Source organism: Pantoea sp. AG1095 (genome assembly GCF_003208415.1).
Taxonomy (GTDB): domain Bacteria; phylum Pseudomonadota; class Gammaproteobacteria; order Enterobacterales; family Enterobacteriaceae; genus Pantoea; species Pantoea leporis.
In genome coordinates this window covers 108270-133897 of record NZ_QKMJ01000008.1, presented here as the reverse complement: position 1 = coordinate 133897, position 25628 = coordinate 108270, and the positions used below count along the sequence as shown (strand labels likewise).

At 56.5% G+C, this 25628-nt stretch carries 27 protein-coding genes; 18 read left to right on the top strand and 9 right to left on the bottom strand.

From position 1 onward, the window contains the following. Window positions 1-68 precede the first annotated feature (68 nt). Window positions 69-929 carry a LysR family transcriptional regulator gene (locus tag DEU53_RS16700; protein WP_110867784.1) on the bottom strand — a complete coding sequence of 287 codons (861 nt, stop codon included), beginning with the start codon at window positions 927-929 and terminating at the stop codon, window positions 69-71. A gap of 87 nt (window positions 930-1016) precedes the next feature. Between DEU53_RS16700 and DEU53_RS16695 the strand changes: the two genes are divergently transcribed. The 5 genes from DEU53_RS16695 (at window position 1017) to yniD (ending at window position 4998) form a co-directional block, all read left to right on the top strand. Further along, complete coding sequence (locus DEU53_RS16695; RefSeq protein WP_110867783.1) at window positions 1017-2189, top strand: cyanate transporter; 1173 nt, start codon at window positions 1017-1019, stop codon at window positions 2187-2189. Window positions 2190-2365: 176 nt separating this feature from the next. Then, window positions 2366-3133 (top strand): transcriptional regulator LldR, encoded by a 768-nt coding sequence (lldR, locus tag DEU53_RS16690; protein WP_101762492.1) that lies wholly within the window; start codon window positions 2366-2368, stop codon window positions 3131-3133. Next, entirely contained in the window at window positions 3130-4320 is a 1191-nt protein-coding gene (lldD, locus tag DEU53_RS16685) for an FMN-dependent L-lactate dehydrogenase LldD (RefSeq protein ID WP_110867782.1), read from the top strand. The genes lldR and lldD overlap by 4 nt, the downstream gene beginning before the upstream one ends. Window positions 4321-4382: 62 nt before the next feature. Beyond that, on the top strand, window positions 4383-4811 hold the full coding sequence (locus DEU53_RS16680) for an OsmC family protein (protein WP_101762490.1): 429 nt from the start codon (window positions 4383-4385) through the stop codon (window positions 4809-4811). 79 nt (window positions 4812-4890) lie between these two features. Further along, window positions 4891-4998, top strand: a complete 108-nt coding sequence (gene yniD / locus DEU53_RS23205) for a small membrane protein YniD (RefSeq protein WP_021507251.1) — start codon at window positions 4891-4893, stop codon at window positions 4996-4998. A gap of 114 nt (window positions 4999-5112) precedes the next feature. On the opposite strand, the gene DEU53_RS16675 is transcribed toward yniD, so the two are convergent. Continuing rightward, window positions 5113-5346, bottom strand: coding sequence for a hypothetical protein (locus DEU53_RS16675; RefSeq protein ID WP_110867781.1), 234 nt, complete (start codon window positions 5344-5346; stop codon window positions 5113-5115). A 111-nt stretch (window positions 5347-5457) separates the two neighbouring features. Then, complete coding sequence (locus DEU53_RS23095; RefSeq protein WP_007887091.1) at window positions 5458-5628, bottom strand: hypothetical protein; 171 nt, start codon at window positions 5626-5628, stop codon at window positions 5458-5460. A 212-nt stretch (window positions 5629-5840) separates the two neighbouring features. On the opposite strand from DEU53_RS23095, the gene DEU53_RS23090 reads away from it, so the two are divergent. Continuing rightward, window positions 5841-6008, top strand: coding sequence for a hypothetical protein (locus DEU53_RS23090; protein ID WP_167391189.1), 168 nt, complete (start codon window positions 5841-5843; stop codon window positions 6006-6008). Window positions 6009-6067: 59 nt separating this feature from the next. Here DEU53_RS23090 and DEU53_RS16670 read toward each other — a convergent pair whose 3' ends face one another. Further along, on the bottom strand, window positions 6068-6874 hold the full coding sequence (locus DEU53_RS16670; protein WP_110867780.1) for a GIY-YIG nuclease family protein: 807 nt from the start codon (window positions 6872-6874) through the stop codon (window positions 6068-6070). A 109-nt stretch (window positions 6875-6983) separates the two neighbouring features. Continuing rightward, entirely contained in the window at window positions 6984-7631 is a 648-nt protein-coding gene (locus DEU53_RS16665; RefSeq protein WP_110867779.1) for a CPBP family intramembrane glutamic endopeptidase, read from the bottom strand. A 219-nt stretch (window positions 7632-7850) separates the two neighbouring features. On the opposite strand from DEU53_RS16665, the gene DEU53_RS16660 reads away from it, so the two are divergent. From DEU53_RS16660 to DEU53_RS16650, 3 genes are all read left to right on the top strand, one after another. Further along, the gene (locus tag DEU53_RS16660; RefSeq protein WP_110867778.1) at window positions 7851-10439 is read left to right on the top strand and encodes an EAL domain-containing protein; all 2589 of its coding nucleotides are present in this window, start codon (window positions 7851-7853) and stop codon (window positions 10437-10439) included. A gap of 347 nt (window positions 10440-10786) precedes the next feature. After that, a complete protein-coding gene (locus DEU53_RS16655) occupies window positions 10787-11086 on the top strand; it encodes an I78 family peptidase inhibitor (protein ID WP_101762485.1) in 300 nt (99 codons plus the stop codon). 171 nt (window positions 11087-11257) lie between these two features. Continuing rightward, window positions 11258-11575, top strand: a complete 318-nt coding sequence (locus DEU53_RS16650; RefSeq protein WP_101762484.1) for a hypothetical protein — start codon at window positions 11258-11260, stop codon at window positions 11573-11575. A 12-nt stretch (window positions 11576-11587) separates the two neighbouring features. On the opposite strand, the gene DEU53_RS16645 is transcribed toward DEU53_RS16650, so the two are convergent. Then, window positions 11588-11839 carry a biofilm development regulator YmgB/AriR family protein gene (locus DEU53_RS16645; RefSeq protein ID WP_101762483.1) on the bottom strand — a complete coding sequence of 84 codons (252 nt, stop codon included), beginning with the start codon at window positions 11837-11839 and terminating at the stop codon, window positions 11588-11590. A 392-nt stretch (window positions 11840-12231) separates the two neighbouring features. Here DEU53_RS16645 and DEU53_RS16640 point away from each other — a divergent pair, with 392 nt between their 5' ends. Further along, window positions 12232-13536 carry a multidrug efflux MFS transporter gene (locus DEU53_RS16640; protein ID WP_101762482.1) on the top strand — a complete coding sequence of 435 codons (1305 nt, stop codon included), beginning with the start codon at window positions 12232-12234 and terminating at the stop codon, window positions 13534-13536. Here the strand turns inward: DEU53_RS16640 and DEU53_RS16635 are convergent. Further along, complete coding sequence (locus tag DEU53_RS16635; RefSeq protein ID WP_110867777.1) at window positions 13475-16555, bottom strand: beta-galactosidase; 3081 nt, start codon at window positions 16553-16555, stop codon at window positions 13475-13477. The two genes, DEU53_RS16640 and DEU53_RS16635, sit on opposite strands and share 62 nt — an antisense overlap. A 253-nt stretch (window positions 16556-16808) precedes the next feature. Between DEU53_RS16635 and DEU53_RS23085 the strand changes: the two genes are divergently transcribed. The 7 genes from DEU53_RS23085 (at window position 16809) to DEU53_RS16605 (ending at window position 23324) form a co-directional block, all read left to right on the top strand. Beyond that, window positions 16809-16949: a hypothetical protein gene (locus DEU53_RS23085; RefSeq protein WP_199559724.1), complete on the top strand. Its 141-nt coding sequence runs from the start codon at window positions 16809-16811 to the stop codon at window positions 16947-16949. A 313-nt stretch (window positions 16950-17262) separates the two neighbouring features. Further along, a complete protein-coding gene (gene iraP, locus DEU53_RS16630; protein WP_101762480.1) occupies window positions 17263-17517 on the top strand; it encodes an anti-adapter protein IraP in 255 nt (84 codons plus the stop codon). A gap of 102 nt (window positions 17518-17619) precedes the next feature. Then, complete coding sequence (locus DEU53_RS16625; RefSeq protein ID WP_101762479.1) at window positions 17620-17922, top strand: PsiF family protein; 303 nt, start codon at window positions 17620-17622, stop codon at window positions 17920-17922. A 286-nt stretch (window positions 17923-18208) separates the two neighbouring features. Then, window positions 18209-19732, top strand: coding sequence for a sodium:solute symporter family protein (locus tag DEU53_RS16620; protein WP_110867776.1), 1524 nt, complete (start codon window positions 18209-18211; stop codon window positions 19730-19732). A gap of 1 nt (window position 19733) precedes the next feature. Then, entirely contained in the window at window positions 19734-20507 is a 774-nt protein-coding gene (locus tag DEU53_RS16615; protein WP_110867775.1) for a glucosamine-6-phosphate deaminase, read from the top strand. Beyond that, the gene (locus DEU53_RS16610) at window positions 20500-21669 is read left to right on the top strand and encodes an N-acetylglucosamine-6-phosphate deacetylase (protein WP_110867774.1); all 1170 of its coding nucleotides are present in this window, start codon (window positions 20500-20502) and stop codon (window positions 21667-21669) included. The genes DEU53_RS16615 and DEU53_RS16610 overlap by 8 nt, the downstream gene beginning before the upstream one ends. 125 nt (window positions 21670-21794) lie before the next feature. Further along, window positions 21795-23324, top strand: coding sequence for an FAD-dependent oxidoreductase (locus DEU53_RS16605; RefSeq protein WP_110867773.1), 1530 nt, complete (start codon window positions 21795-21797; stop codon window positions 23322-23324). A gap of 153 nt (window positions 23325-23477) precedes the next feature. Here the strand turns inward: DEU53_RS16605 and proC are convergent, their stop codons facing one another. Beyond that, the gene (proC, locus tag DEU53_RS16600; RefSeq protein WP_110867772.1) at window positions 23478-24290 is read right to left on the bottom strand and encodes a pyrroline-5-carboxylate reductase; all 813 of its coding nucleotides are present in this window, start codon (window positions 24288-24290) and stop codon (window positions 23478-23480) included. 147 nt (window positions 24291-24437) lie between these two features. On the opposite strand from proC, the gene DEU53_RS16595 reads away from it, so the two are divergent. Beyond that, entirely contained in the window at window positions 24438-24881 is a 444-nt protein-coding gene (locus tag DEU53_RS16595; RefSeq protein ID WP_008106050.1) for a YaiI/YqxD family protein, read from the top strand. On the opposite strand, the gene DEU53_RS16590 is transcribed toward DEU53_RS16595, so the two are convergent. After that, window positions 24882-25574 carry a DUF2076 domain-containing protein gene (locus DEU53_RS16590; protein WP_110867771.1) on the bottom strand — a complete coding sequence of 231 codons (693 nt, stop codon included), beginning with the start codon at window positions 25572-25574 and terminating at the stop codon, window positions 24882-24884. Window positions 25575-25628: the final 54 nt, after the last annotated feature.

Genomic DNA, 25628 nt, shown 5'->3' with positions numbered 1-25628 from the left:
AAACGCTTAATCTGGCAAAACTCAACGCAGCGCGCTGCGATATTTGCCACTGGTTAGCAGTGGAAAAATCACTGCCACTGCAGCTGACAAAAGGTCACCAGCGCGGCGGCCAGCGCCTGCTGCAGTTCGTCCTGCGGCGCACGGCAAAATAGCGCCAGTTCAAAATGGTTGATGGTGGGTAAACCATCGGCTTCCCCTAATACGCGATGCTCAGGCAAGCGGCAGCTGGCGGGCAGCAGCGTTAAGCCCAATCCGGCGGCGCTGGCGCTGGCGAGCGCCACCAAACTGGCGCTACTGTAGCTAATGCGCCAGCTGCGGCCAAGGCTATCCAGCGTCTGCGCCATCTCCTCGCGATATAAACCGAGCTGCGGGAACACCACCAGTGGCACCGGCGTTTGCTCAAAGCAAGGATGTGCGGCGCTGTCCAGCCACAGCAGCGGCTCGGGGCGCGCAGCCAGCGGACGTTCACCGCCCGGCTGTTTGATCAGCATGATATCCAGCTCCTCACGCTGCCAGGCGCGATGCAAATCGACATACATGCCGCTCATTACATCAAGGCGCAGTTGCGGATGATCGCGGCTGAACTCCGCCAGCAAACCGGCGGTCGGCGCGGCGAAATCTTCCGGCACGCCAAGGCGCAGCACGCCGTCGCGCCATTTATCGCTCAGCACGTCGTGCGCTTCGCCGTTTAGCGCGATGATGCGGCGCGCATAGCCCAGCAGCTTCTCGCCCTCTTCGGTGAGCGCCACCTGATGCGATGTGCGCTGTAGCAGCGGTTTACCGATCATCTCTTCCAGCCGACGCACCTGCTGGCTGACGGTGGATTGCGACAGATGCACGCGATCGGCGGCGCGAGTGAAGCTGGCGGTTTCGCACACCGCGACAAAACTCAGCAGTTGCTGCGGGGTGAACATCGGTTGACGATTCATTTTTCCACTGGTCGTTATGGTGTTATTTCATTTCCAAATAGTAACGACTGCTGCGATGCTGACAACCTCTTTGCAGCAGGATTGTGTATGAATCGACATTTCAACGGATTAACGCTCGCCGCTTTGGTAGTGGCTGGGCTGAATATGCGACCGTTACTCACTTCTCTTAGTCCATTACTCGGCCAGCTTCGGCAGACGATGGGACTCTCTTCACTGGCGGCTTCGCTGCTGCCTGCGGTACCGATGGTGATGATGGGCGCGGTCGCGCTACTGAGCGCTTCGCTGATGCAGCGCGTGCCGCTGCAACGCTTGCTGCTGGCCGGATTGACGCTGCTGCTGCTGGCGCTGGCGGCGCGTGGCGTGATCCACGACGGCAGTTGGCTGGTGGTCAGCGCGCTGTTTGGCGGCCTTGGCGTGGGCGTGGTACAGATGGCGATGCCGGGCCTGATTCGTCAGCGCTTTGCACAGCGCAGCGCGCCGGTCACCGGATTGTGGGCCGGTGCGCTGATGGGCGGCGGCGGTTTAGGAGCGGCGTTATCGCCGTGGATCAGCGATCATTTTGGCGGGTCGCTGGCGCTGAGCGGCTGGGCGCTGCCGGTGCTGCTGGCGATTGCACTGTGGCTTTACGTGCGCGTACCAACCGTCGCCAGCACGGAAAAGGTTGCGCTGCCGTCGCTGTGGCGCACGCCGCGCGCCTGGACGCTGGCAATCAGTTTTGGCCTGGTGAACGGTGGTTACGCCACCTGCGTTGCCTGGCTGCCGGATGCCTATCATCATCTTGGCTGGTCGGCGCAGGCCGGCGGATCGCTGCTCGGCGCAATGATTCTGTGTCAGGTTGCAGGTGCGCTGTTGATGCCGCTGCTAGCGCGTAAGGCGGATCGGCGTCCGCAGCTGATTATCAGCCTGGTTTGTCAGCTGATCGGCATGAGCGGCTTTCTGTTTGCTCCGCTGTTCGCGCCGTGGCTGTGGGCGGCGATTGCCGGATTTGGACTGGGCGCGGCATTCCCGCTGGCGATGGTGCTGGCGCTTGATCACCTGCCGCATCCGCAGGCCGGTGCACGGCTGGTGGCGTTTATGCAGGGCGCGGGCTTTATCATCGCCGGCTGCATGCCGTTTATCGGCGGTCAGCTGCAGGCATTAACCCACAGTTTTTCCAGCGTCTGGCTGATGCAGGCGGCGGTGACGGTCGGGCTGATTTTGCTGAACCTGCGCTTTCATCCGCGCAGTTATGGTCGGGCCTTTGGCCGGACTACGGCGTAATTGGTCCTACCAAAAGATTCAAATGTGGCCGCGTCGTCACATAACCTGAAAAATCCCGCCTGTTTCGTTGCATCGAAATAACAAAGCATTAACCATTCTCCTCTATCAAGCCCGCCATGCTGCATTTTGGTCCTACCAATGCAGCATGGCGGGGGAGCCTTTCTCAGGATAATGCGATGACCGAAAATACGCTGCGGGCGCGGCTCTGCGCCTGGATTACCGAGCATCAGCTGGAGCCGGGTATGCGGCTGCCGTCCGAACGCGCGCTGGCGGCCGAGTTCGGTTCATCGCGATCGTCACTGCGCGAGGCGATCCAGCAACTGATCAGCAGCGGCGTGTTGATCAGTAAACGCGGTGGCGGCACCTGGCTACGTCAGCCGCAGCAACCGTGGTCGGAACAGCGCATCGTAGAGCCGATTCGCCAACTGCTGGCTGAAGATCCCGATTATCGCTACGACATCCTTGAAGCGCGTCACGCAATAGAGGCCAGCACGGCATGGCACGCGGCGTTGCGCGCCACCGAAGCCGATAAAGAGCGGCTGGCTTACGCCTTTGATGCGCTGCTGAAGATTAAGCAGAGCGACGATGCCGATCTCGCGGCGCAGGCCGATCTGCGTTTTCATCTCGCCATCGCCGAAGCCTCGCACAATGTGGTGCTGCTGCAGACCATGCGCGGCTTTTTCGATCTGCTGCAATCCTCGGTGCTGCACAGCCGTCAGCGCATGTATACCCATCCGGTGATTTTTAATCGTCTTAACGAACAGCATCAGGCGATGTTTGATGCGGTGATGGCCGGTGATGCGGAAACGGCGCGCCAGGCGGCGATGGATCATCTCGGCTTTGTTCACACCACTATGAAAACCCTGCATGAAGATGAGGCGCGCCAGGCGCGCATTACGCGTCTGCCGGGCCACCAACCTCAGCACAAGGAAAATAACGGATGATCATTTCTGCTGCCAGTGACTATCGCGCCGCGGCGCAACGCATCTTGCCACCGTTCTTGTTTCACTATCTGGATGGCGGCGCTTACGCCGAGCACACGCTGAAGCGCAATGTCGCCGATCTCTCCGACGTGTCGCTGCGCCAGCGCGTGCTGAAAAACATGTCGGAGTTGAGCCTCGAAACGAAGCTGTTCAACGAAACCCTGTCGATGCCGGTGGCGCTGGCGCCGGTCGGCTTGTGTGGCATGTATGCGCGACGCGGTGAAGTGCAGGCGGCGCGCGCGGCGGCGCTGAAAGGCATTCCGTTTACGCTCTCAACCGTGTCGGTTTGCCCCATTGAAGAAGTGGCGCCGGCCATAAATCGTCCGATGTGGTTCCAGCTCTATGTGCTGCGCGATCGCGGCTTTATGCGCAACGCGCTGGAGCGCGCCAAAGCCGCCGGCTGTACCACGCTGGTGTTCACTGTCGATATGCCGACGCCTGGCGCACGTTATCGTGATGCGCACTCCGGCATGAGCGGCCCCAATGCGCCGCTGCGTCGATACTGGCAGGCGGCAACCCATCCGCAATGGGCGTGGGATGTCGGTTTACATGGCCGTCCGCACGATCTTGGCAACATCTCCACTTATCTTGGTAAACCGACCGGGCTGGAAGATTACATCGGCTGGCTGGCGAACAATTTCGATCCGTCGATTTCCTGGAAAGATCTGGAGTGGATTCGTGAATTCTGGGATGGCCCGATGGTGATTAAAGGCATTCTCGACGCGGAAGATGCGCGCGATGCGGTGCGATTTGGTGCCGATGGCATTGTGGTGTCGAATCACGGCGGGCGTCAGCTGGACGGCGTGCTGTCGTCGGCGCGCGCGTTGCCGGCAATTGCCGATGCGGTGAAAGGCGATATTACCCTTCTCGCCGACAGCGGGATTCGCAGCGGGTTGGATGTGGTGCGGATGATCGCCCTCGGTGCCGACAGCGTGCTGCTGGGACGCGCGTTTGTCTATGCGCTGGCAACGCACGGTCAGCGCGGCGTTGAAAATCTGCTCAACCTGATTGAGAAAGAGATGAAAGTGGCGATGACGCTGACCGGTGCGAAATCGATCAAAGAGATTACGCAGGCTTCGCTGGTGCAGGCTAACGCGCTGTTGAGTGAGGCGGGCTTGAGTCCGGCGCGTCCACGCGCGGTGAGCTAATCCAGCAGAATGAGTCATGTTGTCTATACTCAATAGCTGTCGAACACAACAGGAGGAATGACATGACCATTCATAAGAAAGGATCGGCCCATTGGGAAGGCGACATTAAAGGCAAAGGTACGGTAAGTACCGAAAGCGGCGTGTTGAGCAATCAACCATACGGTTTCAATACCCGTTTTGAAGGCCAGAAGGGCACTAACCCGGAAGAGCTGATTGGTGCTGCGCACGCCGCTTGCTTCTCAATGGCGTTGTCATTGATGTTGGGCAATGAAGGGCATCCGCCAACAAGCATTGATACCACCGCGGATGTGTCGCTGGATAAAAAGGGCGACGGTTTTGCCATCACCAAAATCGCGCTGACCAGCGCCATCGTCTTACCGGGCATTGATGACGCGAAGTTTGATGAGATTATCCAGAAAGCCAAAGCGGGCTGCCCGGTTTCTCAGGTACTGAATGCTGAAATCACGCTCGACTACACGCTGAATAAATAATCGCCCAAATGGGTGACCAGCGTTAGAATCAACGATGCGCCTTAGGGCGCATCGTTGCTTTCTGTCGTCTGGAGGATGCGTGGCAAAAAAACTGGCTGCAACCAAACACTGGAAAATGATCGTGGTGCTGTTGTGCATCTGCGGGGCGCTGATGCTGATTCGCTGGGCGGCGATGATATGGGGATGAAAGAGTGGATCAGCAGCCACAAGCTTGGCGTGTTGGTGATGGTGATTTTGGTGCTGGAGTTACTGCATTACCTGCTTACGGCGTCGTGGTTCCCGTGGCAGATTGGCTAATCAATCAGGCGTACTCACCGTCTGTCTGGCGTACGTTACGCGCACTGCTGCGCGCAATGCGATACGCCTTGCGTGGATCGCCCGCCACGAACTCAAACGTGGGCGAGAAATAGAATGGCAGCCAGCCGCCGAAGCCGCTTTCCCATTCCCAACGTACGGGGCAGGGCCAGAGAATGCCATCATACAAAATGTAATAAACCCAGCGTCCGTTTGGACGACGGGGGCGAGATGTTTTCATTGGATTCACAACGATGATAGTGAAAAGCAGCTTATATTTTGAACGCTACAACCCATTCTTGCAATGCCGTTTGGCTACTATTTGCGCAACTTTAATCAAGCTGGCACCGAATTAACGGTGCACTTCGCCACAAAGTAAGACCACATTTGGCCGCACTTTATGGATGCGATCGGCCATCTGCTCACAGGCCACTTTGGTCGGATAGATACGCTCCGAAACCGGTAAGGCATCACAGGCATCATGCCCACATGCGCTCACTAATAAAACAAAACCAATCAGCATAATCAGACTCCTTTAACACCTTCTCGCTGGTACGGAATGTGTGGCTGGTCGTTCCCTTTTTTGATCCAGTATAGCTAAACGCGTTGAGAGTCAATTATCACCCTGAGCGGCTTTCTTGTCCGGCTCGCAAGATTATACGCATCGCAGTGCGCAACCGTAGCTCAATCTGGGCTAAACTATGCGGCCCTGATAAAAACGATGAGTGAGTTAACATGTCGAACGAAATTGCCCAACCAGCCAGCAGCCCAAAACAAGCCGCCTTGCAACTGGTGATTGAACTGGTGCGCGCGGGAAAACTGAGCCCGCTGCACGGTGATGCTTCCAACATGATTTCAATCTACGAACAGTTCAAAAACCATTTCGAAGCGGAAAAAGAGTAGCGCAAAAAATTATTTACGGCGCGTTGATAGCGCCGTAAAATTTGAGATAGAGCTGTTAGCTAATTTAAATTATAACCATAATTATTCGAGCATAGCACGCGCTTCCAAAATTGTTCTCTATCAATAATTAGCTGATCATCCGTTCTCATTGAATAGAATTCCAATAAAGAAAATTGGAAGTTCTTTCTGGCATAATCGATGCCAGCCAAAGAAATTATCTCCGTGAGTCCTTCATTCAAACCATGTCCGGTGTGAACATAACATTCCCAGCGTGACCAAATGCCTGAATCACCATATGCGGAACCAACATATTTCTTTCCATTGGATTTATCTACAATAAGATAGACACCTTTGACGTTTAGCAATGCGGTTTTCCAATCTAAACGTTGGTTTTTGATGATGTGCTCGATTTTATCAAATGAATGTTCGATTTTGTCAAAGTCGCAGAATGTCTCGCCTGAGTATTGCTCTTCAAGTATCTGAGATATTTGCATTTTTGTGTAGTGATTTTCAAACAAGAAAGATCGTCCACGAGCTCCTGGGCCCGGATATTTTATAAGAAGTCGACCTATAAATTCTTTGTGCAAATCGAGCAGTTTAACAGTATATTTTTCCTGGTTTCTTTCTAATACTTCATAGATGCCACCAAATAACCACCGTTCTTGTTGAGGGTAAAACTTTATCAAACTGAAGATGTATTTTCTGTTGAAGTCATCTCTATGTCCTCTCCATTCATTCCATGCTTGCCATTCATCTTTACTACGAACAAAAGCATCCAGTGGCTGTTCTTCATAATTATAAACTGCAAAGTGAACCTTATAATCAAATTCATTCTCAATCTGTAAAACTGAACTCAGAGATATCATCCGTTGACCTCATCTTTAATGGTGATTTAATGAAATATTTTAACTCTGTAATGATTGTAGATTTAATTTTTAGCATAATTTTTATGCGTATAAAACGTGATCTTTTTTATTAAGCGAAATACCAGGCGGGCAGGATAGCGATTAAATTGTTCAGCGTGTGCAGGAAAATCGGCAGCGCCAGGCTGTTGCTGCGCAGGCGCGCGTAGCACAGCAGCATGGAAAACAGCGTTAAGGCAACCAGCGTTTCCCAGTGCACATATTGGGTATGCATCGCGGCGAACAGCAGGGAGGTGAGCAGCATGCAGGCCAAACGGCTTCTCGGCGCCCACAACAGAAAACCTTGCAGTAAAAATCCCCGGAACAGCACTTCTTCAAACACCGGCGCCAGCAGCACGGCGGTGAGCAGCAGAATCAACATCGAGCTGCGTCCCTGCTGCGATTGCGCAATCAGCCAGCCTTCGGGTTGCAGAAACTGCGTCTGCGCCACCATCAAAGCAAACAGCAATCCAATAAAAAGCAGCGCCTGCATCGGCCGCACAAAGCCCAGCGGAATGTCGCTGCGACGCTGACAGTAAAAACGGTACAGCGGATAGATCACCGCAAACTCCACCAGGCAAAGCACCGGCATCAGCAAGCCGTTGGTACGCAGCATCCCGTAATTGGGAAACAGCGTAACCAGCATGGTCACAAGGTAATAGACCACAAAGCTACCCACGTAGAACAGCGTTAACGTAACTTTGTCGGATTGGGTGTCCATAGGCGACTCAGCGAGCAGAGGAGAGCGCATAGTAGCAACGCCGATCATCCCTGTCGAGGTGGCGTGCTGCACATTTGCGCTGCTCAAATATTCCACCAACAAGACTAAATCTGCGGCGCTTGGGGCCGATAACCGATCAAACCCTTACAGGGTGGAGATGTGCGCAGTCTGCGTTGTCATCCGCCTTTTTTTGCTGCCTGTATTTTACGAGCAATGCGCATGAATTCTGAGTTTCACCGGCACACGGCACTGGCTGCCAGGACCAATATGGAAGCACACACGGTAAGGCTGACGCGGCGCAGTCTGCGCACCTTATCCTCGCTGCTGTTTGGCGTGCTACTTCTCTCTGTGGTGATGGTGCTGGTTATCGCCCATCGACAAAACATCGACTCAATCCAGCAGGATGCCAATCTGATGCGTCAGGCGTGGCAGCAACAGCAGCAACAGATGCTCGTCGATGCGCGCGATTATGCTAACTGGGGCGAAGGCTGGAAGAACCTGCATCTGACGGTCAATAAGGTTTGGGCGTGGGACGAAGAGAACTTTGGTCCGGGGCTTTACAAGGAGTATCACTACGACGGCGTGTTCGTGGTCGATGGCAATGGGAAAACCCGCTATGCGGTGATTAACGGTGAATTATCGGATGCTTCGATTGAGAGCTTGTTAGGCGCACAAAGCAACGTACTGCTAAGCGCGGCGCGCTCACGGCATGACGCCGTTGCAGGCAATGCGCTGGTGGAGAGTAACCCGGCGATTGTCGTGGCCGCGCCGATTACGCCGGGCAAAGGACAGGATTTGCCGACGATGCCCGGCCCCGCTTCGGTCATGGTGTTCGTTAACACTTTCACGCCACAAAAACTGCAAACGCTGGGCAAAGCCCTGAATGTGATTGAACCGCGCATCGCTAGCGATTTAAACGATGCGCGGTTTGAGCCACGGCTGGTGGAGCCGGTGCTGCAGGGCGAACCCCTGGTGCTGCGCTGGCAGCCGAAAAATCCCGGCTTCGGTGTGATGTGGCTGATGATGCCGCTGCTGCTGTTCACCGCGCTGGCGGTGGCGCTGGTGACGCGTCGCGTGCTGCGGCATGCACTGCACAACGCGGTGATCTCCGATCGTCGCTTTGAAATGCTGGCGATCAGTCAGCGTGAGTTGGCCAACAGCGAAGAGCGTTTTCGCGATCTGGCGGAAGCCGCGTCGGACTGGATTTGGGAAGTCGACGCACAGGGCCGCCTCTGTTATCTCTCGTCGCGCTTTGCTGCGGTGACCGGCCATGAAGTGAAAAGCTGGATTGGACGTCCGCTCGATCAACTGCTGAGCCATCCCAGCCATTCGCTGGTCTCCTGGCTGATGCGTCAAGGCGAAGAGGTGAAACATGTGCCGCTGCGCTGCCAGTTTATGTCGGCCAACGGCGAGCGCCGCATTGGGCAGTTAATGGCGAAAGCCATTCGGCGTAACGGCCTGCGCTCGGGTTTTCGCGGCACAGTGTCGGATATCACTCATGAAGTGGACGCCGAAGCGCGCATTCAGTTTCTGTCACGTCATGACATGCTGACCGGCCTCGCGAACCGCATGCAGCTGCAGGAGTATTTAACCGCGTATCTGGAGTGCGTCAGCGCGGATGATCCGCTGTTTGTCATCAGTTTCGATCTCGATCAGTTCAAACCGATCAACGATACGTGGGGCCACGCGGTCGGTGATGACGTTCTGAATGAGATCTCGACACGGCTGAAAAGCTTGCTGGCGCCGAATGAACTGGCGGCCCGGCTCGGCGGCGATGCCTTTATTTTGCTGCTGCGCGAAAGCACGCGGGCGGGTGTGGAATATCGCTGTCGTGCGCTGCAGCGCATGGTGCATCAACCGATCATCAGCGGATCGCATCAAATCAGTCTCACCGCCAGCATGGGCATCGTATCAGCACCGCAGGATGCGGCTCAGCCGGAAGCGCTGTTACGCCTGGCCGATATTGCGCTGGCTCAGGCGCGCAGTGCCGGACGCGATCGGTGGGTTTGGTACTCCACCGATATGGCGAACCATCTGCAGTCAAAACGCGACATGGTGCAGGCGATTGAGGGCGCGCTGCACAATCACGCCTTCACGCTGCATTACCAGCCGCGCTATCAGCTGCAAAGCGGGCAGCTGGCTGGCGCTGAAGCGCTGATTCGCTGGCAGATAGCCGACGACCAATGGATCACACCCGATCGCTTTATTCCATTAGCGGAAGAGAACGGCCTGATCGCTGCGATCAGCGATTGGGTGCTGATGCGCGCATGCGTGGACGCCCGCGACTGGGGCGAACAGCGCTATGTTTCCGTGAATATTTCGCCGGTGGAGTTTCGTAATAACGATCTGGTGCAGCGCGTGGCGCATGCGCTGGAGGTGAGTGGATTACCGGCCACACGGCTGGAGCTGGAGATCACCGAAAACGTCACTTTTGAGAATCCGGATCGCGCATTGGAGATCATGCAAGGCCTGCGCGCGCTCGGCGTGCGGCTGACGGTGGATGATTTTGGTACTGGCTATGCGGCGTTGGGCTATCTGAAAACTTTCCCGTTCAACGGTTTGAAGATCGATCGTTCATGGATGAAGGAGTTCCCGGAATCGCAGCAGGCGCAATCGGTGGTGGCGGGGATTGTCGGTCTGGCTCGCGCGTTTGCGCTGACCATTACCGCTGAAGGGATTGAAACCGAAGCACAGCTAAAGGCGCTGAAAGCGCTGTCGTGTGAAGAAGGGCAGGGATATGTCCTTGGCCGACCCATGTCGCTGGCAGCCTTCAATGCGCGGTTACAGGAAGAGGAAACCGTCAATTGATTTTGCACACATTGTAGCGGCGCAATGCATTGCGTGATAAATCGCGCCGCTACGAAATGTGCGCGGCTTTTTAACGCACTCTGATCGCAACAAACGTCATCAGAGCGGCGAAGCCAACAAATATCACCAGTTCCATCATTGCCTCCTCGCTAAGAAAATTCTTAGTTAATTGTAGTGGCTGGCGGATTGATTTTTAGACAGTGCGTGCGATTAATCCTAACTTTTGAGAGGAAGATCGCCCTTTTGAGCTGATTAGTGCGACCAATCTGCTGTAAAAATTTCCGTTTCACGGTCACGCTTTGCTACTCTCAAAAACCGGTTGTCTATTTATCCAGGAGGAGAAACTTGTGACCCATTATGGAAAAGCGCTACTGGTAACGGCCTTTTTTGCCCTGACCGCGTGCCAGTCAGCCAGCAAACCTGACGCCAGCGCGGCTGCCAGCCACGATCCGGAAACCGATCAGTGCGGCGCATCGCAATACCAAAACTACGTTGGTCAGCCATTATCGACGCTCGACAACAAACGCTTCGCGGTGCCCGTGCGTGCTATTCCGTGGAATTCAGCGGTAACGATGGATTTCAATCTGCGTCGGATAAATTTCGCGGCGGATCAAAGCGGTAAAATTTCCCGGGTGTACTGCGGATAACAAAAAAACGACATTGCATTGTCATCGGGCTGTCACAGCGCCGGGCGAGGATAACTGCGCACTACGGAGATTTCCTCGTCACTCTCGAATATGCAATGTTCGTCTTATTTCTTCCCGCTGCGGCGGGAATTTTTTTATCTTTCGGCCTGCAAGGCTGATGGAGGAGTGATGATGAGAACGCGTGGAAAATTGCTGCTGTTAACGCTGTTGTTGAGCCCGCTGGCGCAGGCGTCGAGCGAAGCCGCATGGCAGCAGAACGACAAAAATATGCAGCAAAGCTGTCTCAAGGCCAGCGGCCTGAAGACAGCGAAAGTGGTGGGTAAGCCGATTCAGTATGATGACAGCGTGGGCTTTGATGCGCTGCTGCTGGAAGGTCGCTATCCGCAAAAGCACATGAAAAATCAGGTCGGACGCGAACTCTGCCTATACCAGCGTCAAAGCGGCAAGGCATTTGTCAGCGAAGCCGACCATCTGCGTGCGGTAAAATAGTGGCGTGGGCCGCTATTTCTGCGGCCCCGATTCCAGCAGTTTTGCCAGTAAGTTGCGGTAGCTCTGCAGCTGCTGTTCATCCCCTTCAAATTCCAGCTTATCAATCACGCGCGCAATAATCGCTTTGCTGGTGGCAGGCTGTCCGTCATCCATCAGTTCGCGCATGATCGCCGCTAACATGTCGCTCTCATGCGGTGCATGCCAGGCTGGGCTATTGAAGTAGTCGGTAATCGCCCGACTGGCGCTGTTTGGCTGGGTTCTCATAGCTGACCTCCGCAGAGACAACGATGCCCACCGCCGGATAATGGCAGCATGGGGAAATTGGGTTTAATCATGCGGACTGTCCAGAACAGACAGCGCGTCGCCAGTGATAACTGGTGGTTTTTTAAACATAGATGCGGTGTGGAATATTGTCAGTAACGTGTAGACATATTTTTTCACGTTTGCCTGCCATTGCGATGCGCTTATCTTGCGGCAGGCAGGGTTTCAGCACATAAAGACACTAAAAAACGGCTTTCAGACATGATTTGCTGTGAGCAAAATCACGCTCGACAGTGTAAAACTGCGTTTTTTCGCCCATGCCATGTTTTGCCGTCCGGTAATGTTATGAGATTGTTAGACTGAACTCTCGTTTCATTCTGCTGATGCCCACGCCCATGTTACGCTCCATCGAGTCCTGGAAAGTTAATCTGATATCTGTTTGGTTTGGCTGCTTTTTTACCGGCCTTGCTATCAGTCAGATCATTCCCTTCCTGCCGCTGTATGTGGAAGAACTCGGGATTCGTGGCGGTAACGCGCTCAGCGTCTGGTCTGGACTCACTTTCAGCGTCACCTTCATTGTTTCTGCCGCCGTCGCGCCGTTGTGGGGCAGCCTTGCTGACCGTAAAGGGCGCAAGCTAATGCTGCTGCGCGCCTCTTTCGGCATGGGCGCGGTGATTCTGCTGCAGGCGTTTGTCACTCAGGCGTGGCAGCTGTTGCTGTTGCGCGCGCTGATGGGCCTTACGTCCGGCTACATTCCCAATGCGATGGCGCTGGTGGCGGCGCAGGTACCGCGCGAACGCAGCGGCTGGGCGCTGAGCTGTGTTTCCACCGGGCAAATCAGCGGCGTCATTCTCGGGCCGATGATTGGCGGTTTGCTGGCGGACTGGCTCGGTTTACGCATGGTGTTTATCGTCACCGCCGTGCTGCTGATGGTGAGCTTTCTCGTCACCTTGTTTCTGATAAAAGAGACCGGTTATACGCCGGTTAGCAAGCAGGACAAGCTGAGCGGGCGCGACGTGTTTCGCACCCTCGATAATCCGCGTTTAATGATCTGCCTATTCTTCACCACCATGGTGATTCAGATGTGCAACGGCTCGGTGAACCCCATCCTGACGCTGTTCGTGCGCGAACTGGCACCGAATGCGCAGAACATCGCGTTTCTCAGCGGGGTGATCGCCGCGCTGCCGGGCGTATCGGCGCTGATCTCCGCGCCACGGCTGGGTAAACTCGGCGATCGTATTGGCACGCAACGCATTCTGCTCGCCACCATGATGGTGTCATTATTGCTGCTGGTGGCGATGTCGTTCGTCACCAGCGCGACGCAGCTTGGCGTGCTGCGTTTCCTGTTGGGATTTGCCGATGGTGCGATGATGCCGGCGGTGCAAACGCTGCTGGTGCGGCATTCACGCGATAACGTCACCGGGCGCATTTTCGGCTACAACCAATCGTTTATGTACTTGGGTAACGTGGCGGGTCCGCTGCTGGGCGCGGCGGTATCGGCGGCAACCGGCTATCGCTGGGTATTCTTCGCCACGGCGATGGTGGTGATGGTTAACGTGATCTTCCTGCGCCGCTTCTATCGTCGGCCGAAAACCACGCTGACTCCACCTTTGAGCCAGCGTGAAACCGCAGAAAAACCTACTGACGCAACGTCAGCGCGTAGTGCCAGCGCTGCTGAGAAAGCAAAAACTCCGGGCTAACGCTGGGGCTCCATGAATCATCACCGCCGACACCCATGTGGAAGCCATCGAGGTGCAGCCAGCAGCCATCCTCTTGCTGCAATAAGTGGCGATGCGAGGTGGCACGCAGCTGTTCAAGGCTGAAGCGACTGAGCGAAAAGGCGAAGTCGCCGCTCACCTGCAAGCCATTGCTCTGTAACTGACGCGTGCCACAGCGCAAACCATTTTCACCGGGGAACACATACGCGGTGCTGAGCGCTGCCAGCGGCAGCTGCCAGCGTGAGAACTGCGCCGCCAGTTGGCGATCCGGATAGTTCTCGTGCGGGCCCAAACCGAGCCAGCTCACCTGCTGCGGCGACTTCGCCAGTTGGCAGCGCAGCCCGATGCGTGCCGGCGCCGGCAGACCGGGCGCCTGTTCCACATTGACGCTAATGGACAACTCACCGTTAGCATTAATTTGATAGCGTTTGTGGCTGGTGAAAGCCAGCTGACCGTTGGCCAGCCACTGATGCCAGGTTTCAATCTGCACGCTGTGTTTCAGGCTATCGACCTGCATATCCACCAGCACCGCTTGCAACTCATCGTAGCCCGCACGTTTCCAGCGCTCGACCCACGCATTGGGATCAACATTGGCAGCTTCGCTGGTGCCGATATCGTTATCAATCGGCGCACGAATAAAGCACTCCTGCAGCGGCGTGAGCAGCGTTTCTTCATCATCGACAAACCATTGCACCAGCTCGCCGCTGCGGCGCGAGAAGTGCCAGCGCTGCTGCGGCACAACTACCGCCACCAGATCGTGATTGGCAATCAGTTCCGGCGCGGTGGCACCGAGCTCTACAACGCGCACCGGCAGCGCAGCGGGCAACGGCCACTGATCCCAGGCGACGCGCGCATCCGCTTCGGACCACGGCGTGGCGTTGATTTGATGCACCGCCAGATTCAGCCACGCGTTGCCCTGCAAATCTTCACTGGCGGGCAGCATCAACGTCTGGCTGCCTTGAGCGGCGAGATCGAGCGGCAATTCACCGCTGGCGATGGCATCGCCATCCTGCTCGATTGACCAGCGCAGCACTTCGTTATCGCTGCGGCGGAACAGATATTCGCTGCTGACGGTAAAGCGATACGGCTCGTTAGCATCCCGCTGAAACTGAAAGAACTGCTGCGCGCGCTGGGCTTCAAACAGCGCCGGATGCGGTGAGCGGTCGGCAAAAACCAGCCCGTTCATGCAGAACTGGCGATCGTTTGGCGTATCGCCAAAATCCCCGCCGTAGGCTTGCCAGGCTTCACCGTTGTCGTCGTAGCGCGTCAGGCTTTGATCGACCCAATCCCAGACGAAGCCGCCCTGCAAGCGCGGGAACTGGCGGAAGGCTTGCCAGTATTTCGCGAAACCGCCAAAGCTGTTGCCCATCGCGTGGGCGTATTCACACAGAATCAATGGCCGCGTCTCGCCCGGCAAACCAATCCACTTTTTCAGCGACCACTTTGGCACCGCCGGAAAAGGCTGATCCTGATCGACGCGCGCGTACATCGGGCAGACGATATCGGTGGCGGCGGTGTTGGCGCCGCCACCTTCGTACTGCACCGGACGCGTCGGATCGCTGCTTTTCACCCAGTGATAGAGCGCATCGTGCGTGCTGCCGTGACCTGATTCGTTGCCCAGCGACCAGATAATAATGCAGGCATGATTGCGGTCGCGCTGCACCATGCGCGTGACGCGCTCGCTATAGGCGGCGAACCAGCGCGGATCGCTGGAGAGGCGATTCATGGGCTGCATACCGTGCGTTTCGATATTCGCCTCATCCACCACATACAAACCATATTGATCGCACAGGCGATACCACAGCGGATGATTAGGATAGTGCGCGCAGCGTACCGCGTTAAAGTTGTGGCGCTTCATCAGCTCGATGTCGCGGCGCATGCTGGCTTCATCCACCACCTGACCGTTTTCCGGGTGATGTTCATGGCGGTTCACACCACGAATCAGCAGCGGCTTGCCGTTGAGGCACAATTGGCCCTGCTCAATGCTGACGCGACGGAAACCGACGTCGTAAGCTTCGGCTTCGATCACGGCACCGTTTTCATCCAGCAGCGTCACCACCGCGCGATAGAGATGCGGCGTTTCGGCGCTCCACAGCTGCGGCTGGTTGACCGGCAAGATCAGCAGGGCGCGTTCGGGATAATGTCCGCGCTCGTCGATAATCGCACTGCCGAGGGCCTGTTCCTGCTCACCAATGCAGCTGTCGCCGCGCCACAAACTGACGCGCAATCGGCACTGCGCGGGCTGACGAGCGCCGGCGTGGATCTTGACGCTGACACGCAGATCGCCGCGCAGGTATTCCGGGCTCAGCACGGTTTCAATCTGCACATCGGCCATTTGCGTCTCCGGCTTATGCAGCAAGCTGACATCACGGAAGATGCCGCTCATGCGCCACATATCCTGATCTTCCAGATAGCTGCCATCGCACCAGCGCAGCACCATCACGGCTAAGCGGTTCTGGCCGGGCTGCAAAGCGTGAGTGAGATCAAACTCGGCGGGCAGGCGGCTGTCCTGCGAATAGCCGATCCACTGGCCGTTACACCACAGGAAGAAGGCCGAATTTACGCCATCGAAGATAATGCGCGTCTGGCCCTGTTGCAGCCAGCTAGCATTCACTTTGAATGTGAGCGAGTAGCATCCAGTAGGATTCTGTTGCGGCACCAAAGGTGGCGTTACCGGAATCGGATACTGCACGTTGGTATAAATTGGCGCGTCAAAGCCGTGCAGCTGCCAGTTTGCGGGCACCGGCAGCGCATCGGCGCCAGGCAAATCCTGCAGCAGCCAGCTTTGCGGTACCGCTTCCGGCTGCGTGAAGTAGCTGAAGCTCCATTGGCCGTTCAATAGCTGGCGTGAAGGCGAAGGGCGATCGTCGCGCGCGCTGATTTCGTCGCGCCAGCTGGCAAACGGTGGATGCGCATCCAGTCGATTAAGGCTGGTGATCACCGGATTTTCCCAGTCACGGCGCGCCAGAATTTCACTCAGGGAGACAGCAGATAAGCTCATGATGGGATCTCATTTATTGTAATGCGCTCACATTGCGTGAAATCGCACCGGCTGTAAAGCGTTCAACCACGATTTTGCGCAGCGCGTTGGCAGCAATTTATGCCACCCGTGCAATGTTTTTGCCGCTTTAGTGCCAGTAAATTGTTAAGCGTGGTGAGCAGAGATGAATAGCGCCGGGTTGCGGAGGATTCTGTATTGTCGTGCCCGATGCGGCCTCATACACTCAGCCCGATTTCACCATTCCGAGGTAATTATGGTCCGTATGATTAAAATCGCCGCAGTTGTGGCATTGGTCACCGCGTTGAGCGGTTGTATTTTCCCACCTCCGGGTGGCGGCGGTTGGGGCGGCGGTCATGGTGGCGGTCCGGGACGTGGCTTTATGGGGCCGCATTAATACCCGTCATACTTCAGGCTGCAGGTGCGTTGGCTGCGTGCATTCACCTTCAGTCACTTAGTGAAGTAAGCTCCTGAGGATGATTGCACTTGCCGCCTTCCTGCACCTCGAATTATTCAGGGCATAGGTGAGCGAAACGTTTCAATAAATCTTTGAACGTCCAGTGAAACGTTTCGCTATTAACTATTGAAATCTAGCCGGTTTTTTTATTCTACCGTTTGGCTGTTTTTTCTCTAAAACGGCTTAAAAATCCTTGTTGTTTTATTCAGCGCGATGCTAACGTCTGTTTTTCTTCTCTCATTGAGCTTGTCGCATGAAAAACCTGATTGCGGAACTCCTTCTAAAGCTGGCTGAAAAAGAAGAAGAGTCTAAAGAATTAGTGGCTCAGGTTGAGGCATTAGAAATCGTGTTAACCGCGATGCTGCGCAAACTGAATCCCGATCAATTCCACGACATTGAGGCCGCTATTAAATTAGCCATGCCGCCCGTCGCCCCCGCGGCTGAAACGCCCGATACCACCATGCTGCGTAATTACGTAGAGAAGTTGCTGCATCATCCGCGCGTATAACGGCTATCGCCTGTTTTTGCAGGCAATTGTCATTATCGATTTCTCGTATTTGCTTATTCCGTGCCATGCTTAGAGAGCAATAATGCTACGGAGAATCCGGTAATGAAATCGTGTCTTTTGGCAATAATGACAGCAGGCTTGCTGATTGCAGGCGGAGCGAGTGCGGCAGAGAAAACCGCACAGCAGGAAAAAATGACCCAGTGTAACCAGAGCGCCGGTACACAAAATCTGAAAGGCGATGCGCGTAAAAGCTTTATGAGTGACTGTCTGAAAAAAGACAGCAAAATAGGCAGTATGACGCCGCAACAAATGAAGATGAAAACCTGTAATGCTGATGCGAGCGATAAAAAGCTCACCGGCGATGCACGTAAAACGTTTATGAGTTCGTGCCTGAAGAAAAGCTGATTTAATTAGCGATAATCGTCGCCGTTTTTAAATCACTCATGCGTGAAAAGGAATAAGGGTTCATGTTTAGCGTGAACCCTTTTTTATTGCTGTAAGCTGCGGCGTAGACATATTCAATTTTACTTATCACGTCAGAGGAAAAACTCATATCAGGATCCTCATCACAAAACCGCACCGATAACGCTGCCAGGATGCTTTAATCCTAAATGATGACTAATTATTCCATCCGCTCAATCCCTGCGAAGCCAGAGCGTTCGTTGGGCAGCCTTTACCTGTGGAGTCTGCTATGAATGTGCTTGATTATGCTGTGATGGCGCTTTATGCGCTGATGATTGTGGCTATAACCTTGTGGGCGATGCGCAAGGTGGGCAGCACGCGTGATTTCTTTGCGGCTGGCGGCAAAATGCCGTGGTGGCTGTCGGGCGTGTCGCATCATATGTCAGGATACAGCGCGGCGGTTTTTGTCGCCTATGCGGCGGTGGCTTACAACATGGGCATCACCATCTATTTTTGGTGGGCGTTTCCCATCGCGATCGCGGTGTTGATAGGTTCACGCCTGTTTGCGCCGCGCTGGGCGCGCTTGCGCATCTATATGAACATCGAATCGCCGATGGAATATCTCGCCACGCGCTACAACTTGCCAACGCAAATGGTGCTGGCGTGGAGCGGGGTGCTGCTGAAAACCTTTGACGTCGGCGCGAAGTGGGCGGCAATTGCGGTGATCATCAACGTCTTCACCGGACTCGATCCGCTGATTGGCATCTGTGTATCTGGCGCGCTGAGTTTGTTTTACACCGTGATGGGCGGATTGTGGGCGGATGCCTGCAACGACTTCGGCCAGTTCGTGGTGCAGTTTGTGGCCGCGATTGTTATGGTGGTGGCGGTGGCGGTGCATCTCGGCGGCTTTGCTGAGCTGTTCACCATCTGGCAGCGTTTGCCGCCAACCCACACCCAGATCATTCAGGAGCCGTACAGCATCGGCTTTATTCTCGCCTATTTCGTCATCTACACGCTGAGCTACAACGGCGGCACCTGGAATCTGGCGCAGCGCTTTATAGCCGCGCCCGCCGGCCGCGATGCACGCAAAGCGGCGCGCCTCTCCGCCGCGCTCTATCTCATCTGGCCGCTGATTCTGTTCTGGCCGATGTGGGCAGCGCCGCTGTTGTTTCCCAATCTCAGCGATCCGTCGCGCTCTTATTCGATGATGGCGATGGAGCTGCTGCCGAATGGTCTAGTGGGTTTGGTGCTGGTGGCGATGTTTACTCACACGCTGTCGATGACCTCGTCGGATGCCAACGCCATTACGGCGGTGGTGACGCGCGATATCCTGCCCGGCATGCTGCCGAAACACTTTCAGCGCGGTAAAAGCTCGCTGCTGGTGGCGCGGCTCACCGCTTTTATCTTCATTATCACCACGCTGGTGATTGCCATGAACGCCAGCCACTTCGGCGGCGTGCTGTCGCTGCTGATCATCTGGTTTGGCGGCTTAGTCGGCCCGATCTCCATTCCCATGCTGCTGGGTTTGCTGCCGGCATTTCGTCGCAGCGGCAGCGCCGCCGCTCTGGTGAGTTGGGCGATCGGCGTCGGCACTTTCTTCTGCGTGAAATTTGTCTTTACCGATGTCAGCACCGCCACCGTGGTGGCTGCGCCGGTGATGTCCTCGCTGGTGCTGTTTGTGGTGATGGGCTGGTTACGCCGCGCGCCGGTGCGCCCGGAAGTAGATCAGCTGCTGATCGCACTCAATCAGGATCAGGATGCGCCCGCCGCCCAGCGCTGGGCGCACAAAAGCAACGTCTCTCAGGAGGGATAATATGACGCTCTTACAACAGGGAACCCGAGATCGCTTACGGATCAAACGCTTCGCCAGTCGCGCGGCATTAGGTGCGGCTGCGGCGCAGGATGTGGCCGCGTTTCTGCGTCAACGGCTGAGTGAACAGCATGTGGTGCGCATGGTGTTTGCCGCCGCGCCCTCGCAAAACGAGTTTCTCGACGCGCTGGTTGCGGCTGGGGATATCGACTGGTCGCGTATTCACGCTTTCCATATGGACGAGTACATCGGGCTGGAGACGGATGCGCCGCAGCGTTTCAGCCACTTTTTACGCCAGAAGCTGTTTGATAGGGTGCAGCCTGGCGAAGTCCATCTACTTCCCTCTTGCGGCGATCCTGCCGCGATCTGTGCGGATTACGCGGCAAAAATTAACGCCGCGTCAATTGATGCGGTGTGCCTTGGCATTGGCGAGAACGGCCATTTAGCCTTCAACGATCCGCCGGTGGCCGACTTCAACGATCCTTTCTCCGTTAAGGTGGTGCAGCTGGATAATGCCTGCCGCCAGCAGCAGGTCAACGATGGCTGTTTCGCCACTGTTGAGGCGGTACCGACGCATGCCGTAACGCTAACGATTCCCGCCTTGATGAGTGGTGCGCGGCTGTTCTGCATGGTGCCGGGTGCGAGCAAACGCGCGGCGGTGCGCGCAACGCTTGAGGATGCGATCTCCACCGCGTGTCCGGCGACGTGTCTGCGCCAGCATGCCGATTGCACGCTCTATACCGACAGCGATGCCTGCCCGGAGGTGACCTTTGACTAACCTCATTTTGCGCGGTCGCGATTACCGCACGCTGCAACCGATTGAGCTGGAGATTGAGCACGGCACCATCAGTGATGTGCGCGCGCTGAATAAACTGGAAGAGGAGATTATCCTCGCGCCGGGCTTGGTCGATCTGCAGGTCAACGGCTTTCAGGGCGTCGATTTCAACCACTTTCCTTTTAGCGAAGAGGATGTGCTGCACGCCATGCGCGCGCTGTGGCAGCAGGGCGTCACCAGCTTTCTGCCGACGGTGATCACCGCCATGCCGGAGGAAATTGCGCAGGCGATGCAGCGACTCGCCAGCGCCCGCCAGCATCATCCTGACGTGGCACGCGCCGTTCCGGGGTTTCATCTGGAAGGACCTTTTTTGTCGCCTGAAGATGGGCCGCGCGGTGCGCATCCGCGCGAGGCGATTCGCGCACCGGATATTGCGCTGTTCGACAGCTGGCAGCAAGCCGCGCAGCAGCATATTCGCCTGCTCACGCTGTCGCCGGAATGGCCGCACAGCGATGCGCTGATCAAACATTGTGTGGCGCAGCAGGTGCGCGTCGCCATTGGGCATACGTCCGCCACGCCAGCGCAAATTCACGCGGCGGTTGACGCGGGCGCCACGCTCTCCACCCATCTCGGCAACGGCGCGCATCTGCAACTGCCGCGTCATCCCAATTACATCTGGCAGCAGCTGGCGGAAGATGCGCTGACGGCCACGTTGATTGCCGATGGCGATCACCTGCCGGCGGACGTGTTGAAAGTGTTCCTGCGTGCCAAAGGCGAGCAGGCGCTGCTGGTCAGTGACGTCACCTCGTTCGCTGGGCAGCCGCCGGGCATCTACGACACCGCGATTGGCGGCCGCGTGCAGCTTAGCGCTAGCGGACGCCTGAGCATCGCCGATGCGCCGCAGCTGCTGGCGGGATCGGCGCGTGGTTTGCTGGAGGGCGTGAACTTCCTGCTGCGCCATCAGCTGGCGACGCTGGCGCAGGCGATTGAGATGGCGTCTGTTCGTCCGGCGCGGCAGCTCAATCTGCCGCAGCAACAAGGTTTGGCCTGCGGCGCACCCGCCGATGTGCTGCTGCTGGCTGCTCAGGCGGACGGCGGCGTGGCTTTACGCGGCTGTGTGAAGCAAGGCGCTGTCGTGTGGCGGGATGGTGAAGATTATCTTTAGCGAATAAACAATAACTTACCTACCGTAGCGCGTTGTCGATGCGGACAAATCACCATGCTTTGCCAGGCTTACTCTTTGTAGGGATTTGCTGATTACCTCAAAAACCACAAGAAAGGAGGCCTAACGTGAGCTATCAAACTGTCGTGGAACTCAAGTCGCTGGCACAGCGCAAACCCACCAAATTTACCGTCGGCGACACCGATGTGGTACTGATTCGTGACGATGAGCGGGTGCAGGCGTTTCAGGCCAAATGCCCGCACGCCGGGGCGCCGTTAGAGCAGGGCGCGGTGTGTGGCGACAAGCTGATCTGTCCGTGGCACAAAGCGGTGTTTCAGCTGCAGGATGGGCAGATGTGCGAGCCGCTGGCGCTGGCGAATCTCAAGCGTTATCCGGTGCGCATCGAACAAGGCAACGTGCTGGTCAGCCCGCAGGCGATGTCGCCCGCCAGTGCGCCCTCCGTACAAGGCGAGTCACCGGTATGCGTGATTCTTGGTTCGGGCGCGGCGGGGAGTGCGGCGATCTGGACGCTGCGCGATGAAGGTTTTAAAGGGCATATTGTGTTGATCGAGCGGGAATCGGCCGCACCTTACGATCGCACCGCACTGAGCAAATTCGTGCCGTCCGGCAAAATGGCGATTGAGGATGTACCTAAGCTGCTGCAGCAGGATGTGCTGGGCACGGTGGAGCGGATTCAGGGCGATGTCGAGCAGCTCAAAGCGCTTGAGCAAACGCTGATCCTTAAAGGCGGTCAGCAAGTGAAGTTTGACCAACTGCTCATTGCCAGCGGCGGCGTGCCGCAACCGCTCGATATGCCGGGTAACGATCTCGACGGCGTGCATCTGCTGCGATCGCTTAATCAGGCCGATGAGTTACTCAAAGAGGTGGATAAAACCGAGCAGCTGGTGATTATCGGCAACAGCTTTATCGGTATGGAGATGGCAGGTTCGCTGCGTAATCGTGATGTTGATGTCACGGTGATTGCGCGCCAGCCGCTGCCGTTTGCTAAACAGTTTGGCGAAGAGATTGGCCGCCACTTTTACGATCTGCATCGCAGCAACGGCGTGAAGTTTGTCGAAGGCGATCCCGTGGCGCTGGAAGGCGAGGGCAAAGTCACTGCCGTGCGCCTGAAGAGTGGCAAAAAAGTTGATGCCAGCCTGGTGCTGTTTGGCACGGGCGTGGTGCCAGCGACCTCATTCATCCACGACCTGCCGCTGGAGGACGATGGCAGCTTGCTTACCGACAGCCAGCTGCGCGTGGCCGATAACATCTGGGTGGCCGGTGATATCGCCAGTTATCCGTCAGTGCAGGGCCCACAACGCATTGAGCACTATCGCGTTGCGCACCAGCAAGGGCGCATCGCGGCGCTGAATATGTTAGGGAAAAAGATCCTGTATGACCGCGTGCCGTTCTTCTGGACCGCGCATTACGGTACCCGCTATGAGTATCTGGGGCATGCGGAAGAGTGGGACGATTACCGGCTCCTGGGATCGCTGCAGAATAAGCAGTTTATCGCTTTCTATTGTCAGGAGGGGATGATTGCGGCGGTGTGTTCTGCCGGGTTATATACGCTGACAGCAGCGCTGGTGCAGGAGATGCAGCAGCCCATGACGCTGGCGCAGGGTATTGCGCTGTATGAGGCGTACGCAGCGGCCTGATGCCCTCACCCCGGCCCTCTCCCACAGGGAGAGGGAGACGCAGCCACATGCCCGATCGGACCCCTCTCCCGCATGCGCGAGTTCGCCACATGCTCGATCCGTTCCCTCTCCCGCTTGCGGGAGAGGGTTAGGGTGAGGGGCAAAGCGCACCGATCACTGCTTACTCAACGCCTCTGACTTCGCCATACACTGCTGCATCGCATTAATCACCGCGGCGCGGAAGCCTTTCTCTTCCAGCACTTTCACCGCTTCGATGGTGGTGCCGCCTGGCGAGCACACCATATCTTTCAGCTCGCCGGGATGCTTGCCGGTTTCCAGCACCATCTGCGCCGAACCTTTGACCGCCTGTGCCGCAAACTGATATGCCTGCGCACGCGGCATGCCGCCGAGCACCGCCGCATCGGCCATCGCTTCGATAAACATAAACACATAGGCTGGCGCTGAGCCGCTCACGCCAACCACCGCGTGAATCAGGTATTCATTTACCACCGCCGCTTTGCCGAAGCTTTCAAAAATCCCCACCACTTCATCCACTTCATGCGCTTCCACCAGCACGTTTGGCGTCACCGAGGTCATACCTTCGTTGACCAGCGATGGCGTGTTGGGCATCACACGGATGATTTTGCGATCGTGGCCGAGCACCGATGCCAGAGAATCCAGCGTCACGCCTGCGGCAATCGAGACCACCAGCACATCTTTCTTCAGCTGGCCGGCAAGATCTTTCAGCACTTTGAGAATCACATTGGGTTTCACCGCGCCAAACAGGATATCCACTTCGCGCGCCAGACTTTCCACGCTGTCTGCGGCGGTGACGCCATATTGCTGCGCCATCGCCTGATTGGTGGCGGGCTTACGGTCGAACACCCAGATATTGGCGGGGGCGATCTGCCCGCTGTTGACCAGTCCGCTAATGATGGCTTTCGCCATATTGCCGCAGCCGACAAACCCGATTTTTTTATCCAGCATCGCTTTATCCTCTAAGTGGTTCATTTTCTGTGGGGGTAAGCTTACGTCAGCGAGGATTAATAACAAGGCGGGCGGCCAGCAAAAACAGTTGCCATTCTGCCGTAGCACGGCAAGATCAGCCTCATTGTCTGTGAAAAAGGAGTCATCATGTCGATTTGGGTTGATGCCGATGCCTGTCCCAATGTCATCAAAGAAGTGCTGTACCGCGCGGCTGAGCGCACCAAAGTTACCGTGACCTTTGTCGCCAACCAACCGCTGCGCGTGCCGCCGTCGCCGTGGCTGAAAACGCTGCAGGTTGCTGCCGGGTTTGACGTGGCGGATAACGAGATTGTGAAACGGGTGCAACCCGGCGAGCTGGTGATTACCGGCGATATTCCGCTGGCGGCAGAAGTACTGGAGAAGGGCGCTGCGGCGCTCAATCCGCGCGGAGAGCGTTATTCGACAGACACCATTCGTCAGCGCTTAACCATGCGTGACTTTATGGAAACGATGCGCGCCAGCGGGATTCAGAGTGGCGGCCCGTCGACCTTAAGCCAACGCGACCGCCAACTGTTCGCCAATGAACTGGATAAGTGGTTACGTCAACGCTGATCAGACGAAGCTATCATCGTCGTCAAAGTCGCCGCCGCTGCCAAAGTCACCGAAATCATTGTTGTCCGCCAGGTTATTATCCCAGCCCGAGTTATCATTCAGGAACGCATTGTTGCTGTCGTTGCCGTTAAAGGTGTCGAGGCTGTTATCGACCTGCGGCAGCGCCGGTTCGTTGATGATGTTAACGATCTCTTCCGGCTGAGAATGGTGGAACATGCTGGTCAGCATATCCGCCATCACCACGCCGCCCGCCACGCCAACGGCCGTCTGTAATGCGCCGCCGAGGAAGCCGGTGCCGCGTGCCGCCGGCGCAGCAGATTGCTGCTGCGGAGGCGCATACTGCTGTTGTGGCTGCGGCGGTGGATTCCCCCACGCTGGCTGCTGCTGTGCCGCCGGGCGCGATGCGCCACCAAACAGGCTGGAGAGAAAACCGCCGCTGCTCTGCTGCGGTGCCTGTTGCTGCTGCGCCTGCGCCAGACGATTTTCCAGATCCGTAACCTGCGCATTAAGCTTTTTCAGCGCCGCTTCCTGAATCAGGATCGCCTGCGACATGTAGTAAGGCGCGCCGGGCTGATTCTGTAGATGCTGTTTGATTAACTGCTCTGCGCCAGCATCACGCGGGCCGCTTTGCGTCTCAGCCTGTTTCAGTCGGCTGAACAGGTTTTCAATAAGTTGTTGTTCTTCGCTTTGCATGGGGAACCCTCCGTTAAGGTATGCCTCATATATGAGGGCGCGACCAGAGAAAGT